Below are 15476 nucleotides of genomic sequence, written 5' to 3' on the forward strand. Positions count from 1 at the left end.
TGAACCTTAAATATTGTCTTTCTTTTTGTTTTTGCTAATAGGCAATTTAAGAGTTGCAACAACTCCTCTTACCTCTCTATTTTCAACTAAGATAGTTGCATTCATCGCTTGAGCTGCCCCTTTTGCCAAAAAAAGCCCTAGCCCAACGCCACCGCTTCCAAGATCCTTTTTAAAAGGCGCATAGATGTCGATATTCTCTTTTAGCCCGCACCCTTCATCTAAAACTTCAATTATAAACTCGCTATTTTTTATGTAGGATTTGATGGTAATTGATGAGCCTTTTGGTGAAAATTTAATAGCGTTTTGAACGAAGTTTTGTATGATATGCAAAAAAAGAGTAGGTTGGATTGTTAGATAAATTTTGCTAGGACTTAGCTTTGTGATGATAAATTTATCCTCATTTTTGGCCAAAATTGCAAAGTTTTGAACCAGCTCTTCTATGTAGCTAACCATCTCTTTTTTGATTGCTTTTTCAAATTGTGCGCTCTCTTGCCTGCCTACTTTTAGGATTGAGGTTATGGCTTTATTCATCTCATCAATAGTTTCTATATTTTTTTCTAGCGCTTCGATATATTTTTGTGTATCTCGTCTTTTTAGAAGTGTAACTTCGTTTTTTGTCTTCATCACAGCCAAAGGAGTTTTTAGCTCATGCGCGATGCCAATAAAGAGCTCTTTTTGATACATAATAAAGGTTTTTATCCTATCAATAAGCCTATTTATACCGATAGCAAGTGGCCTAAACTCAAGCTCAATATCCTTTTCATCAATGTTTAGAAGAACTTTTTCATTTAGACTAGCAAGTTTGTTGCTCAGTGTTTTTATAGGTATGAGAAGAGTGCGTGATAGTAGCATTGCATAAAAAAGTATCAAAAATATCATCGTTACATTCATGATGATGATATCAGCAAGAATTTGTTTAACAATGTTGGTATAAATGGTAGTTTCGGTCTTTAGAATAAGAATTTTGCTGCTGTCTTCTAATGGATATTTAAGAGTTAGAAAACTTCTTTCATCTAGTTGCTCTTTTGTATATTTTGGCTTTTTTATGCCGTCTAAATTTGGCTCTATTTTTATGATAAATTCACTGTTGTTATTGCTATTTTGGTAGATATCAACTCCATTTTGAATGCTCTTTGCGATATGACTCGCCTCTATAAGTAGAGTTTGTGATGAAGTTTCAAATACTGTGATTTTTATATAGCGATAAAGCATCACAGAAAAAATTAAAATTAGCATCGCAGATGCAGATGCTAATTGTATAACAAATTTAACTCTTAAGCTTTTTTGGGAAAACAAAATCTATATCCGCGTCTTCTTACTGTCTCTATAGTAGAAATTCCTAGCGGTTTATCCATCTTTTGGCGGATTTGATTGATAGCAACTTCGATAACATTTGGAGTTACAAGCTCAGGCTCTTCCCATATGGCATCTAAAAGCTGCTCTTTGCTAACTATTTGATCACTATGTCTTGCAAGATGAGTAAGAACTTCAAATGGTTTTCCCTTAAGCTCTACCTCTTTGCCTTTATAGGTAATCTTTTCCTCATCTGGATCTATAATCAAATCATCTATTTTTATGACATTTGTCCCGCCAAATCTAAGTCTAGCTTCTATTCTTGCGATAAGTATCTCAAAGTCAAATGGTTTTCTGATGTAGTCATCAGCACCCGCTTTTAAGGCTTTGATTTCACTCTCTTTATCATCTTTTGCAGAGACTATAACAACAGCTGTTCTTGGTAATTTATCTTTCACTATATTTATAAGATCTAGTCCGCTACCATCAGGCAACATCCAATCTGCCAAAACTAAATCATAATTTCTAATATCTATATAATATTGAGCATCTGCAAAGCTTTCTGAACTATCTGTTTGATATCCAAACTCTGTAAGCCCCTCTGTTATAGTCTTGTTTAGAGTTACTTCATCCTCTACTATCAAAATCCTCATCTTACACTTCCTTGTAAATTTATATTAAAAACGGACATATTTTAACATAATTTAAGAATGATTACAAACATTTCAGTAGTGCCATTTTAAAATCGCCCCAACTTTGGCATCGGCAACTATCTTTTCTTTGGTGATTTTCATCTTAAGAAATTTAAGAGTTTTAAATCTTTTTTTGAAAAATACCTTAAAGAAATTTAGGGCATCTTCAACATAAAAAAACTCTTCGCTCTCAAAAAGTGCCTTAGTTTCATAGATAACTTGAGTGTAGTCTATAAACTCATCGGCTCTTAGCTTGATATCTAAAGAAATCTCTTGTTTATTCTGTCTTTCATGCTCTAAAATGCCTATAATCGTTTGAAATTTAAGCTCTTTTATAAAGATAGTTGTCATATAACTTTGCTCTCTTTGCCCTTAAAAAGCCTGATAATATTTGGAGTGTGTTTATAGACTATTATAAAGGTTATTATGCAAACTGGCGCCTTTATAGAGAGGTTATCGGGATTGAGTAAAAACATCGAGATAAGCAGAGCGGCAACTGCCAAAAGCGAGGCAAGACTTGAGATTTTAAGGACTTTTCCCACGATAAACCAAACAGCTAGAGCTATTGCAAGCTCTATTGGCAAAAATAGCAGCAACGCTCCAGCGCCCGTTGCAACGCCTTTGCCACCATGAAATTTAAGATAGGGACTAAAGCAGTGACCAACAACTGCAAAGAGAGCAACGCTTAGTTGAGTATCAAATGAAAAGCCCATAAGCTTTGTAATTAGCACAGGAAGAAAACCTTTTAGTCCATCAAGCGCTATGGTGGCGATTGCTAGTTTTTTTGCCATTTTGTTGTTTTGCTGTTTTAGCACTCTTAAAACATTTGTCGCACCGATACTTTTGCTACCCTCTTGTCTGATATCTATCTTTGCAAACTGCTTAACTAAAAGCAGTCCAAAAGGGATAGCGCCAATAAGATAGGCTAAAATGCAAGCAAGAACATTTGGATTTAAAAATATCTCTTTCATCTTATCTCCTTAATTTTTCCAAAGAAGTGCAATATCTTCATCAAATATATCGCTTTTTTTAGGAGCAATAGAGTCTATTTTTATCTCAATATTTTTCAAGTCATAACTCTTTTTTAACTCTTTTATCTTTTCGTCATACTCATCTACTAAATTTTGAAGATCGGTTGAGATTTTATCTACATCGTATTGTGCCATCTCTAGGTTTTTACGTTGATTAAGCGCCCTTGTTGCACTTCTTGCGCCAGAGGCTGCTTTGGCAACATTTGTTCTTGATAGGACTTTGTTGCCCAAAAATCCACCTATGATGGATGAGCCAACATTTACAACAACATCTAAAATTTTAGAGGTGACATTTGCCTTCTCTTTTGAGAGTTTTTGTTCTGCTTTAAAAAGTCTATCTTGAAGCTTTGACTGCTCTGTTTTAAATTTGGCGCTAAAACTTTCAGTCTCTTTTTCCAATACCTCGTTGCACCTATCATGAAGTCTAAGCATAAACTCCTCTTTACTTTCTTGTGGCTCTGATCTTAGCCCAAGGGCGTTAAATAGCTCTAGTTTGGCGTTTCTATAAAGATAGTCTTTGAGTTTGCGCTCTTCATCTTTAAAGTCTTTTAGCGATGAGATATAGGATGGCAACTCTTCGTAAGATAAATTTAAATCTTCTTTTGCTTTTGATGGCTTAAAGTCTGGATTTATGCTTGCTTGATCCCAATCAACACTTTTTGTATCATCAAGCGCATAAGCATAAGAGAACTCTTTTGTATAATCAAGTCCCTTATCATAAAATCTCACCTTTGCAGTTGCATAGAGATAGGCTCTTAATGTATCGCCGCCGCCATAGCTATAGCACTCTTTTATGTTTGGAGAAAGAAGTGGTTTTTTACCCTTTTTTACCTGCGTAAATAGTGGCTGCTCTTTTTTAAATTTAGCCATTAGACTATCTATTTGCATAGAGCTTAGCGGACCTTTTAGGTAGCTTAGTGCAAACCTAGTCCCAATTATCTGTAATCCATCTTCGTGAACATTTTTTACTAAAAACTCTCTTTTGTTTAGGTTGGAGATCTTTTCTAAAAGTTCGGATTTATCCATATCGCTACCACTAACACCTGTGATACCGCTAATTATACGCTCTTTGTCTTGAGCAGTTTGAAGACGACCTATAAACCAAGTTCCCATATTTGAAAGACCTTTGTAGTCAAGATCTACTGGATTTTGCATAGATAACACAACTCCAACGCCATGTGCTCTTGCCTGTTTTAAAAGTGTAAGCATTGGCTTTTTAGTTGGTGGATTGCCATTTGGTGGGAAAAAGCCAAAAATCTCATCCATATAAACTACCATTCTAAGGCTATCTGTTCCCTCTGTAGTTCTCATCCATCTAACTATCTCATTTAAAAGTAGTGCTACAAAAAAGACCCTTTCATCATCGCTTAAATGAGAGATAGTAAAGATATTGCAGCGCGCCTTGCCATCTTTGGTAAAGAGCATTTTAGAGATATCCAAACTATCGCCCATGCACCACTGCGAAAAGCTAGGACTTGCAAAAAAGCCATTTAGCTTCATTGCCAATGCCATTCTTTTGTCTGATGGATAAAAGCTCTCTAAGTCACTAACTCCAACTTTGTCAAATGGTGGGTTGGCTATTTGGTGGATTAGATCAACGATGTTTAGGTCCTTGTTCTCTTTGAAATTTGCTAAAAATATATTTTGAAGCAGCACAATTTCTGGCGAAGTTACGCTTTGGTTTTTGATACCTATTAGCAAAAGTAGTGAGCTAGAGAGTGCAAGAACATAGTCATCAAGTTCCTCTTTGGAGCTGTTTTTCGGTGCTACAAAGTCCCTTAATAGACTCACACTTAACCCGCTGCTACTTTTTGGAGTATAGATCCTAAACTCAGCACTCTCTTTAAAAAGCCTAATTCTATCTTTATCTTGATAGCTCGCTTCTAGTCCGCTTTGCCAAGTAGAGGCTAGTTTTTGTGCCATCTCATCTTTGGTTTTGTTGCTGTTTTTTGCCTCATCTTCATCGATATATGGCAAAAAATCCTCTTTTGCAAGATTTGGAAATGAGAGGCAAAGGTTAGTCATATCGCCTTTTGGATCTATTATAATTGAAGGTATATTGTCAATGCAAGCCTCTTCAAGTAGAGTTATTCCAAGCCCAGTTTTACCGCTTCCAGTCATACCAACTATAGTTGCATGAGTTGTTAGATCTTTGTTTTTATAAAGATATGGTTCTTTATTCTCTTTTAATCCAAGAAAAAAGAGCTTTAAATCTTCTTGTAAAGTTTTCATAAAATACCTCTAAGCTAAAAATTTAGAGCTATTATACTAAAATTTAGTTATGTAATTTATAAGTGAAGTAGTTAAGGATAGTAAAGGGTTAAATTTCAAAAGGTTAGTGGAGGCAAGTGGCATAAAAGCCACTTGTGATTAGAGTTTAGAAGCGTTATCTTTAAGATAGCTTGCGACACCTTCTGTTGATGCTTTCATCGCTTTATCGCCTTTGTGCCATCCAGCTGGGCAAACTTCTCCATGCTCATTTGTAAATAGCATAGTATCGACCATTCTAATCATCTCATCTATGTTTCTTCCAAGTGGAAAATCATTTACAACTGAGTGTCTTACTGTGCCATCTTTGTCTAGCAAAAATGATCCTCTAAGAGCAACTGCTTCACCAAAAAGCACATCAAAATCTCTAGAAATTTGTTTTGTCAAATCGGCTACTAATGGGAATTGTACTTTGCCTATGCCACCTTTATCAACCGGAGTTTCTCTCCAAGCAAAATGGCTGTATTCATTATCACAACTTATTCCGATAACATTTATGCCACGCTCTTGAAAATCTTTAAATCTATGATCAAAAGCGATTATTTCGCTAGGGCAGACAAATGTAAAGTCTTTTGGATAGAAAAATACAACTGCTCCATTTTTACCTATATTTTTATAAAGATTAAAATCTTCAACTATTTGTCCATTACCTAAAACAGCTGGAGCTGTAAAATCAGTAGCTTTTTTTGTTACAATCATCATTTCTCCTTTAATTAATAAATTTTATTGATTAGGCAGTTAGTATAGAAGAATTTAGTTAATATTTGATTAATCTATCAAAAAATAAAAGCTCTATAGAGAAATGAGCTTAAATTTATATATATCTATGGCAAATTTTAAACAACTGTTTATAAAATTTTGATAAACTACACTGTTTTACATTAGAGTTAAAAGGAGAAAAAATGGCTGTAAAGATACTAGATATCTGTATAAGTTGTGGTTCTTGCATCGATGAATGCCCAGTTGAGGCTATTGTTGATGAGTCAGATAACCCAAATGGAGATGATTTTTACTATGTATATGCCGACAAATGTGTTGAGTGTGTAGGATATAATGATGAGCCAGCTTGCGCAGATGCCTGTCCTACTGATGGTTGCATAGTTTGGAGTGATGTTGTTGGAAGTCAACCAAGTAGAGAAAACATCACAAAAGAGCAGCGAGCAAATCAAGAGCCAGTCAATAATTAGTCGGATAAATTTAAAAAATTTGTGAGTTTGATTTGATGGTTGATTTTTGATTGTGTTTTCAGTATAATGCCATCTTTTATCAAATTTAAAGAGTAAATTTATAGTTAAATTTCAAGGATAGAAACAATGGAAAGAACTTTATCGATTTTGAAGCCAGATGCCGTAAAAAAGGGCGTTATAGGCAAGATTGTAGATAGATTTGAGAGCAATGGTTTAAGAGTTGCAGCTATGAAGAAGATAAGACTTAGCAAATGCGACGCAAAAGAGTTTTATGCAATTCATAAAGAGAGACCATTTTTCAATGATTTAGTTGAGTTTATGACAAGCGGACCAGTTGTTGTTATGGTGCTTGAAGGAAAAGACGCTGTTGCAAAAAACAGAGAGCTTATGGGCGCAACCAATCCAAAAGAGGCAAAAAAAGGAACAATTAGAGCTGATTTTGCTGAAAATATCGATGCAAATGCCGTTCATGGAAGTGATAGTTTGGAAAATGCAAAAACAGAGATTGAGTTCTTTTTTGCAAAGAGAGAAATTTGTTAGATAACAAAGATACAAAGATAGCTTTTGTTAAGATCTCAAACGATCCAATGGAGTTTGAGATAACTAAAGATGATCTTAAATTTATAGGCACTCTTAGCAAAAAAAGCGACGATTTGGTTTTGTGTGTAGCCAAAATTGTTGGCTTTATGGAGCATGTTTGTGATCGTTGTGGCAAAGAGATGGTATTAAAGATTGATGAGAGTTTGACTCTATTGCTAAGTGATGGATTATACAAAGATAAAGAGCATAAAGTCGAGGATGTTGTGGAGTTTTTTGATGGCTTTATCAACCTTGATGAGCTTTTTATAAGTGAGATAGAGTCTTATAAGAGTGACTATATCTATTGTGATAGTTGTAAAAATTTATAAAGGAGAGTATTATGGCAGTTCCAAAGAGAAGAGTTAGTAAGACTCGTGCGGCAAAAAGAAGAACGCACTACAAAGTAACACTACCAATGCCAGTTAGAGATAAAGATGGCAGCTGGAAGTTACCACATAGAACCAATCCTACTACAGGACAGTATTAAAAGATGTTAAAGATAGCAATAGATGCTATGGGCGGGGATTTTGGACCAAGCCCCATCCTTGATGGCGTATTTAGTGCGTTAGATGAGAAAGAGTTTTTACCCTACTTAGTTGGGGATGAAAAAGTTTTAAAAGAGATAATTCCACAAAATTATCTAAGTAGAGTCAAGATAGTCCATGCAAATGAGACCTTTCCTATGTCGCTTGGTGCAACAGATGCACTAAAGCGAAAGGAGTGTAGCATCTATAAAGCGGTTGAACTTGTTAGAGATGGCGAGTGCGTGGCTGTCGTTTCTGCTGGACATAGTGGCGCTACTATGAGTCTTGCAACACTTATGTTAGGCAGGATCAAGGGCATTTCAAGACCTGCTATTGCTACAATGATGCCTAGTAAAAATCCCGGTGGCACCTTAGTTTTGGATGTTGGGGCCAATGTTGATTGCAAAGCTATGCATCTTTTTGAGTTTGCTATCATGGCAGAAATTTATGCCCAAAAAATCATGAATATACCAAAACCAAGAATTGGCTTATTATCCAACGGCGAAGAGGATTGCAAAGGCAATGAGATCACAAAAGAGACCTTTGCTATGCTAAAAGAGTTAGATAGTTTTGTTGGTAATGCAGAGGGCGGTCAGATTTTTGATGGCTCTATTGATGTTATGGTTTGTGATGGTTTTATGGGAAATATACTTCTAAAGACTAGCGAGGGCGTTGCAACGGCGATTAGTGAGCTTGTCAAAAAAGGGATAAAAAGCTCACCAGTTGCACTACTTGGTGCGTTGCTTATGCGAGGAGTCTTTAAGACTATTAAGAAAAATACCGACTATGATGAATATGGTGGCGCGCCACTTCTTGGTGTGAAAAATTGCGTTATCATAAGTCATGGTAAAAGTAGCTCAAAAGCCATTAAAAATGCAGTTTTTGCAGCACTTAAATTTAGCAATTCCGATATTTCATCGGCTATAGAGTCAAGAGTTGCAACCTTAAAAAACGGTGGGTTACAAAGTGAGAAAAAAGTCAAAGAAAATCCAGAGATAAAAAAGAGAAATTTAAAAGAAAAAGATGAAGTGAGCAAAGCATGATAAAAGCAACAATACGCTCAATAGCGGCCTATATACCGCCTGATATCATCACAAATACTGACCTTGAAAAGATGGTTGATACTTCAAATGAGTGGATTGTCCAAAGAACAGGCATTTTAAAAAGACACATTGCCAAAGATGAGGTAACGAGCGATTTAGGATATAGAGCGGGAGTTATGGCTATTGAGCGAGCTGGTATCAAAAAGTCTGATATCGATGCTATCATTTGTGCTACAATAACACCCGATCACTTCTGTATGCCATCAACTGCTTGTAAAATTGCAGATAAATTGGCTCTTTATGATGTTATGGCTTTTGATATAAGTGCGGCTTGCACAGGCTTTATCTATCTTATAGAGATAGCAAAATCCCTTATAGAGAGTGGTGCTAAAAAAAATATCCTAATAATTGGTGCTGAAAAACTTAGCTCTATTGTTGATTGGAGCGATAGGCGTACCTGTGTTCTTTTTGGAGATGGCGCAGGTGCTGCTGTTGTCTCAAGAGCAGATGATGAGGACTACATTTATGATGTTCATACATCAAGTGATGGAAGTAAGGGCGATTTATTGATGACTCCAGGTTGTGGGAGCGCATATCCAGCTTCTAACTATCTACTTGAAAACAAACTTAACTTTATCCATATGTCAGGCAATGAGGTCTTTAAAATAGCTGTCAATACGCTCACAAAAGATGTTATAAAGATGCTAGAGAAAAACAACATTAACAGCAGTCAAATAGATCTTTTTATTCCTCATCAGGCAAATTTAAGGATAATCGACGCTGTTAAAAACAGATTGAAATTTAGTGATGAGCAGTGTGTTGTAACTGTTGGCGAGTATGGCAATACAAGTTCAGCCTCTATCCCTATGGCGATGAATAGGGCTTTTGAAGATGGCAGGTTGAAAAAGGGCTCATTAATTTTGCTTGATGCTTTTGGTGGCGGCTTTACATGGGGTTCAGCGCTACTTAAATTTGGCGGTGCTTTTAAATAATAGGCTTAAATTTAGCACTCAAAAAGAGCATTTTAAAAGTCAAATTTCTACCTATTGCTTAAATTTATTCCATTCCAAACTCTTTTGCAAGAAACTCTCCTGTATAAGAAGCTGTTTTTTTATAATTTTTAGCAACCTCTTTTGGTTTGCCTGCAGCTATGACTTTGCCGCCACCTGCACCACCTTCAGGCCCCATATCTATGATATAGTCGCAGTTTTTGATAACGTCCATATTGTGCTCGATGACAAAAACGCTGTTGCCAAGATCTACAAGATTACAAAGCACACCGATGAGTTTATCTACATCGCCAAAATGTAGTCCAGTTGTAGGTTCATCAAGTATATAGAGAGTTTTGCCCGTATCGCTTCTACTAAGTTCTTTAGCAAGCTTTACTCTTTGTGCCTCTCCGCCACTTAGTGTAGTTGCTGGTTGTCCAAGAGTTAGATATCCAAGCCCTACATCTTGCATTGTTTTTAGCTTTTGATAGACTTTAGGCACAGCTTTGAAAAAATCCAACGCCTCTTCGATACTCATAGCCAAAACCTCAGCTATATTTTTGCCGCGATACTCTATTTCTAGGGTTTGTGCGTTGTATCTAGTGCCGTTGCAAGCATCGCAAACTACATTTATATCGGGCAAAAAGTGCATCTCTATCGTTATCTCGCCCTCGCCTTGACACTTTTCACATCTTCCACCCTTTACGTTGAAGCTAAATCGCCCAATCTTATAATCCCTAATTTTTGCCTCTTTTGTCTGTGCAAAAAGAGCTCTTATATCGTCCATGGCACCTGTATAGGTTGCAGGGTTGCTTCTTGGAGTTCTTCCTATTGGACTTTGATCAAGGTAGATAACCTTATCTAAATTCTCAAGTCCCTCAATAACAGCGCCCTCTACACTATCTACCTTTTTTGCGCGATTTAGTGTGGAGAGTGCGGTTGGAAGCAGTGTTTGGATAAGTAGTGAGCTTTTGCCGCTTCCACTAACTCCAGTTAGACCAACTAAATTTGAAAGTGGAAATTTGGCGGTTAAATTTTTGATGTTGTTTATGGTGACATTTTTTAGAGTTAGCCAATTTTTCTGCTCTCTTTGTTTAAAATACTCTATTTTTTTGATTCCTTTTAGATAGAGTGCTGTTTGTGTATCGCTATTTAAAAGCCCCTTGATATCGCCACTATATACAACCTCTCCACCAAATTTACCAGCTCCTGGACCAATATCTATGATAAAATCTGCCGCTTCTATAGTTTTTTTGTCATGCTCTACAACCATGACGCTATTGCCCTTTTCTTGCAGACTTCGTAATGTTTTAATGAGCTTTAATGTATCTCTTTCGTGCAGTCCAATGCTAGGCTCATCAAGCACATACATAACGCCACTTAACCCACTTCCAATCTGTGAAGCTATGCGGATTCTTTGCGCCTCGCCGCCACTTATTGTCCTTGCATCTCTACCCAAGGTAAGATATCCAAGTCCAACCTCATATAGAAATTTAAGCCTCTCTGCTATCTCTTTTAATATCGGTGTTGCAATGCTTTTGTCAGTTTGGCCTAGCTCTTTAAAGTTGTTTTCATCTAAGAAAAAGTGATAGCACTCTTTTATGCTCATATCCAAAATATCGCCTATCTCAAGCCCTCCAACTCTAACTGCTAAGCTCTCTTTTTTGAGTCTATGCCCGTGGCAGGTCTCGCAAACTTTCTCTCTCATATAGTTTTCAAGATCTTTTTCATCTTTTAAAAGATCATAGGCTATCTTTATAACTCCTTCAAAAACTCTACTTATGCGGTGCCTTTTCCAAAGAAACTCTATCGGACTTACATTGCCATATAGGACAAGTCTTCTTTTGTCGCTACTTAGGTTGGCAAATGGTATTTTGATATCAATGCCATTTTTCTCACAAAAGGCTGTTAGAAATTTAAAATAATAGCTTTTGTTAAAGCCATACATCGTTTTTATAGCACCATTTTCAATACTTTGAGTCTCATCGATGATTTTGTCCATATCTAGGCTAAATCTTATCCCAAGCCCATCACAATCAGGGCAAGCGCCCTTTGGAGAGTTGAAGCTAAAGGAGAGTGGCTCAAGCGGTGTGTATGAGATCTTGCAGTCAAAACATGCCAAATGTTGGCTATAGTGGATAGTTTTTGACTCATCAACAAGTTGAACTTCCATCTGTCCATAGCTAAGCTCTAAGGCCTTTTCAACGCTTTGTGCAATTCGGCTTTCATTTTCTTTGCTAACTGTTGTTCTATCGACCACCGCTTTTATTGTATGTTTTTTGGTCTTGCTAAGCTCTATTGGTTCATCAAGTCTTACGATATTGCCATCAATCATCGCCCTTACATAGCCCTTTAGGCGCAAGTTTTCTATCAAATCTACAAAGGTGCCCTTTTTTTCATCTATAAGTGGAGCAAAGATGATGATTTTTGAGTTTTCTTGCAGTTTCATCACCTCATCTATGATATCACTTGCATTCATCTTTGAGATAGGCTTTTTACATTTGTAGCAGTACTGCACTCCAACTCTTGCATAAAGAAGCCTAATATAGTCGTAAATTTCAGTTATCGTTCCAACAGTAGAGCGCGGATTTTTGGAAGTTGTCTTTTGATCTATCGCAATAGCAGGAGTAAGTCCCTCTATCTTATCGACATCTGGCTTTGCAACTCTATCCAAAAACTGCCTTGCATATGAGCTAAGGCTTTCGATATATCTTCTTTGACCCTCGCTATAGAGAGTTTTAAAGGCAAAGGTTGATTTACCACTTCCGCTAAGTCCAGTAAAGACAACTAGCTTGTTTTTAGGTATAGAGATATTTATATTTTTTAAATTTTGCTCTCTAGCGCCAGTAACTACTATATAATCATTCATCTAAGTATCACCTCTTTTAAAGTTAATAAAAACATAGCTATATAAAGTCCAAGAAGCCACTTTTTTTGGCTATTTTTGTCTATTTTGTAGCTTAAATTTGTTCCAATATAGACCCCAAAAAGACTTGCAACGCCAAGTATAATGCCGGCTTGATAGTTTATAAGTCCATTATAAGCAAGCGAGATAAAGCCACTTATTGCGCTAAACATCACAAAAAACAGCCCCATCGAAACTGCTTTTTTTATATCAACTCCCAAAAATCCAACCAATATAGGAGTTAAAAAAAGAGCGCCGCCTATCCCCATGCTTATGGCAAATGCCCCAACAACAAAGCCCAAAACAAATAAAAGCCAGTTTGCAACTTCATTGTCCAAAGAGGTCACATCAGTTTTAAAAAATTTAATAATTGCTATAAGAAGAGCTATCAAAAGTCCATATTTTAGGAGCTCTCCAGGCACAGCACTTACTATAAAACCGCTAAAAAGTCCGCCACAAAAACCGCCAACACCAAGATAGATTCCGCTATTTAGCTTTAAATTTTTGTTTTTGAAATTTACAAAAGAGCCAAAGGCAGAGCTAAAGAGCATTTGAAGTATAGAGATGCCGACTGCCTCTTTTATATCTATTCCAAAATTAAGCATAATTGGCACGATAACTGTTCCACCACCTATGCCAAAAAAGCCTCCACAAAATCCAGCAAAAACTCCAAAGATTAAAAATATTAAAATATCTAATAAGCTTTCCACAAATTTCTCAAAATTATAATTTTAAAAATTGTATCAAAAATAAGTTAAATGCAAATAATAGACACTTCAAAATAAAAAATAGATAAATATGAGAGTTTGATATGAAATTTAAGCTGTCAATTTCCATGTTTTTTGATTAACAAAAGCATTCGTTGATTTTTATTTAATACTGCAAGGGCAAGGTGTTGTAAAGACTAGGCATTAATCAAAAATATCAGTTTAAATTATTACATTTTATAATTCTTATAATCTATATCAAATTATATTTTTTTAGCAAATTTTTAGTGGCATTATTGTACCATATGCAAATTTTTTTAAGGAGATTGCAATGGAATTTTTGCAACTTTTATTGGTCTTAGTGGCGGTTATTCTTATCATCTGCAAACCTAAATTTGAAAAACTTGCATTTGGTTTAGTAGCTTTTTCTTGGCTTTTCATGATCTATTTTTATATAGGGCACAAATCAGCCAGTTTGCTCACAATAATGAATTTATAGGAGTTTAAAATGAATGAGATAAAAAAAGCAAAATTATTTTACGCTCTTATGTGTTTAGCCGGATTTTTGATAATTCTTTTGCCTGTTGGCATAGCAAATTTTTATTTCGGTTATGTTTTGAAAGATAGTCCTTGCACACTTTGTTGGGGACAAAGAGAGGCGATGATATTTATAGGAGCAATAGCTCTTTTTATAGTTAGATATGGAATGAAAGCTAAATACCTAGCTTCGCTTCTTGTAGTTACGGCTTTTGGACTTTGGCAAAGTTTTGCACATTTTGGAAATCACGCGCATAGAGATTTAGATCAAGGTTTTGGTCTAGCTGTTTTTGGAATTCATACTTATTTTTGGGCAGAAGTTGTATTTTGGGCTGTTATTTTACTGCTAGGAATTATGCTATTTTTTGCTCCAAAATTTAGTGCATTTGATAAGGAGATGGAAGGAAAGACCTACAGAGGTTTAAGCAAACCTGTGTTTGTAGTGTTTGCAATATCTGCATTTATAATAGCTTCAAATGTTTTTCAAGCCTTTGTAAGCACTGGAATTCCGCCATATTATGGACAAGGAGATCCAGTTAGATTTTCGCTCAATCCCAAATATATTATCTGGGATAAAAATGGATATAAAAATCACTTTAAAACTATCTCTTTTTTAGGAAAAAGAGATGTTAAGGCGCCTGATTATGCCTTTTCACCGGCTACAAAGCTTGGTATAAATTTTGACAATAATCCACAAAATTCACCAATTATTCCTAATGAGAGCCTAGATATCAAATCAAAGCAAGTCATTAAATTTGATAAACCAATTAATACGATTGATTTTATAGATAATGAGTTTGTTATAAGTTCTAAATGGGACGCTTATTTTATGGATGAAAATTTCAAAATAAAAAGTTCATTTGAACTAGATCCACTCTTTTCAGCTACGATTGATCCAATTGTTTCTATAAATAAAATAGATGCAAAAAGATTTGTTTTAATGGGCTCAAATAAAACATTTTTAAAATTTACAAAAAATGAAAAAGCAGACGAAGTTGTGCAATATGCTGATTTTATAAAAGGAAATGATAAATTTGAAGGTCAAGGCGATGGTCTTGGACGTGGTAGAATCGATACAGTTAGAGCTAAATTTCATCATATCGCAAGCATGACAAACGATGGAAAATATCTCTATATCGCAACAGTTCCAAACAATAAAGACAAAAAGAAATTTATCATTTCAAAAATTTTGATGAAAGATATGACATTAAGTGGCGAATTTACTCCGATTGCAAATTTGAAAGAAAATGCTAGTTTAGGGGATTTATATATAACTTCAATGATGTATTTTGAAGGTAAAATTTATGCACTTAGCAAAAATCATAATGTAATAATACAAATCGATCCGTTAAATGAAGAAGTTCAAAAAACTATTTCATATCCGAGTGAAATAAAAAATGCAAGAAGTATTTTTGTAAAAGATGGTGAAATTTTTATACTTTCTTATCAAGACAATCAAAATATATTATTTAATATGAGTGGTATGTAACCTATGTATAATCTAGCGGATGGGTTGATTGTGAAAGTGTTGGCTTTATCAAAAGCTCTAGCTAGTCTAAGATAGTTTGTAAGTATTTTATACGTAGATTTTATCTATTTTATGAGACAGATTAGTAAAGAGGATTTTGGAGCTAAACTTAAGAGTCAGTGGTTTGATAGGTCAAATCATTGACTCAAATATTACTTTGGGCAACTTACTTTAAAATAAAACCATTCATACT

General features: G+C 35.4%; 15 protein-coding genes and 1 pseudogene. 8 read left to right on the forward strand and 8 right to left on the reverse strand.

The window, feature by feature from the left end; all coding sequences use genetic code 11:
* Positions 1–6 precede the first annotated feature (6 nt).
* From Q0X52_RS01080 to Q0X52_RS01105, 6 genes are all read right to left on the reverse strand, one after another.
* Positions 7–1236 (reverse strand): HAMP domain-containing sensor histidine kinase, encoded by a 1230-nt coding sequence (locus Q0X52_RS01080; RefSeq protein WP_297573709.1) that lies wholly within the window; start codon positions 1234–1236, stop codon positions 7–9.
* A gap of 38 nt (positions 1237–1274) precedes the next feature.
* Entirely contained in the window at positions 1275–1946 is a 672-nt protein-coding gene (gene hsrA / locus Q0X52_RS01085; protein WP_297573711.1) for a homeostatic response regulator transcription factor HsrA, read from the reverse strand.
* Positions 1947–2018: 72 nt separating this feature from the next.
* The gene (locus Q0X52_RS01090; RefSeq protein ID WP_297573714.1) at positions 2019–2336 is read right to left on the reverse strand and encodes a dihydroneopterin aldolase; all 318 of its coding nucleotides are present in this window, start codon (positions 2334–2336) and stop codon (positions 2019–2021) included.
* Entirely contained in the window at positions 2333–2956 is a 624-nt protein-coding gene (gene plsY, locus Q0X52_RS01095) for a glycerol-3-phosphate 1-O-acyltransferase PlsY (protein ID WP_297573717.1), read from the reverse strand. Before plsY ends, Q0X52_RS01090 begins: the two co-directional genes overlap by 4 nt.
* Before the next feature lie 9 nt (positions 2957–2965).
* Positions 2966–5248, reverse strand: coding sequence for a helicase HerA-like domain-containing protein (locus Q0X52_RS01100; RefSeq protein WP_297573719.1), 2283 nt, complete (start codon positions 5246–5248; stop codon positions 2966–2968).
* 138 nt (positions 5249–5386) lie between these two features.
* The gene (locus Q0X52_RS01105; protein ID WP_297573722.1) at positions 5387–5983 is read right to left on the reverse strand and encodes a peroxiredoxin; all 597 of its coding nucleotides are present in this window, start codon (positions 5981–5983) and stop codon (positions 5387–5389) included.
* 203 nt (positions 5984–6186) lie between these two features.
* Between Q0X52_RS01105 and Q0X52_RS01110 the strand changes: the two genes are divergently transcribed.
* The 6 genes and pseudogenes from Q0X52_RS01110 to Q0X52_RS01135 all read left to right on the forward strand — a co-directional run bounded on the left by Q0X52_RS01110 (position 6187) and on the right by Q0X52_RS01135 (position 9609).
* Positions 6187–6471: an NADH-quinone oxidoreductase subunit I gene (locus tag Q0X52_RS01110; RefSeq protein WP_297573725.1), complete on the forward strand. Its 285-nt coding sequence runs from the start codon at positions 6187–6189 to the stop codon at positions 6469–6471.
* 126 nt (positions 6472–6597) lie between these two features.
* Positions 6598–7011, forward strand: a complete 414-nt coding sequence (ndk, locus tag Q0X52_RS01115) for a nucleoside-diphosphate kinase (protein WP_297573728.1) — start codon at positions 6598–6600, stop codon at positions 7009–7011.
* The gene (locus Q0X52_RS01120; RefSeq protein WP_297573731.1) at positions 7005–7379 is read left to right on the forward strand and encodes a hypothetical protein; all 375 of its coding nucleotides are present in this window, start codon (positions 7005–7007) and stop codon (positions 7377–7379) included. The genes ndk and Q0X52_RS01120 overlap by 7 nt, the downstream gene beginning before the upstream one ends.
* Before the next feature lie 11 nt (positions 7380–7390).
* Positions 7391–7537, forward strand: coding sequence for a 50S ribosomal protein L32 (gene rpmF, locus Q0X52_RS01125; RefSeq protein WP_297573734.1), 147 nt, complete (start codon positions 7391–7393; stop codon positions 7535–7537).
* Between the two features lie 3 nt (positions 7538–7540).
* Positions 7541–8518: pseudogene (gene plsX, locus Q0X52_RS01130) on the forward strand (phosphate acyltransferase PlsX); the annotation flags it as partial.
* A 95-nt stretch (positions 8519–8613) separates the two neighbouring features.
* On the forward strand, positions 8614–9609 hold the full coding sequence (locus tag Q0X52_RS01135) for a beta-ketoacyl-ACP synthase III (protein WP_297573740.1): 996 nt from the start codon (positions 8614–8616) through the stop codon (positions 9607–9609).
* A gap of 64 nt (positions 9610–9673) precedes the next feature.
* Here Q0X52_RS01135 and uvrA read toward each other — a convergent pair whose 3' ends face one another.
* Both uvrA and Q0X52_RS01145 read right to left on the reverse strand, forming a co-directional pair.
* Positions 9674–12475 carry an excinuclease ABC subunit UvrA gene (uvrA, locus tag Q0X52_RS01140; RefSeq protein WP_297573743.1) on the reverse strand — a complete coding sequence of 934 codons (2802 nt, stop codon included), beginning with the start codon at positions 12473–12475 and terminating at the stop codon, positions 9674–9676.
* The gene (locus tag Q0X52_RS01145; protein ID WP_297573746.1) at positions 12472–13221 is read right to left on the reverse strand and encodes a sulfite exporter TauE/SafE family protein; all 750 of its coding nucleotides are present in this window, start codon (positions 13219–13221) and stop codon (positions 12472–12474) included. The genes uvrA and Q0X52_RS01145 overlap by 4 nt, the downstream gene beginning before the upstream one ends.
* A gap of 328 nt (positions 13222–13549) precedes the next feature.
* Here Q0X52_RS01145 and Q0X52_RS01150 point away from each other — a divergent pair, with 328 nt between their 5' ends.
* Together Q0X52_RS01150 and Q0X52_RS01155 are read left to right on the forward strand one after the other, a co-directional pair.
* Complete coding sequence (locus Q0X52_RS01150) at positions 13550–13717, forward strand: dihydroneopterin aldolase (RefSeq protein ID WP_297573749.1); 168 nt, start codon at positions 13550–13552, stop codon at positions 13715–13717.
* Positions 13718–13726: 9 nt separating this feature from the next.
* A complete protein-coding gene (locus Q0X52_RS01155) occupies positions 13727–15244 on the forward strand; it encodes a disulfide bond formation protein B (protein WP_297573752.1) in 1518 nt (505 codons plus the stop codon).
* The last annotated feature ends 232 nt before the right edge of the window (positions 15245–15476 follow it).

The organism is uncultured Campylobacter sp., assembly GCF_947255105.1.
Classification (GTDB): Bacteria; Campylobacterota; Campylobacteria; order Campylobacterales; family Campylobacteraceae; genus Campylobacter_B.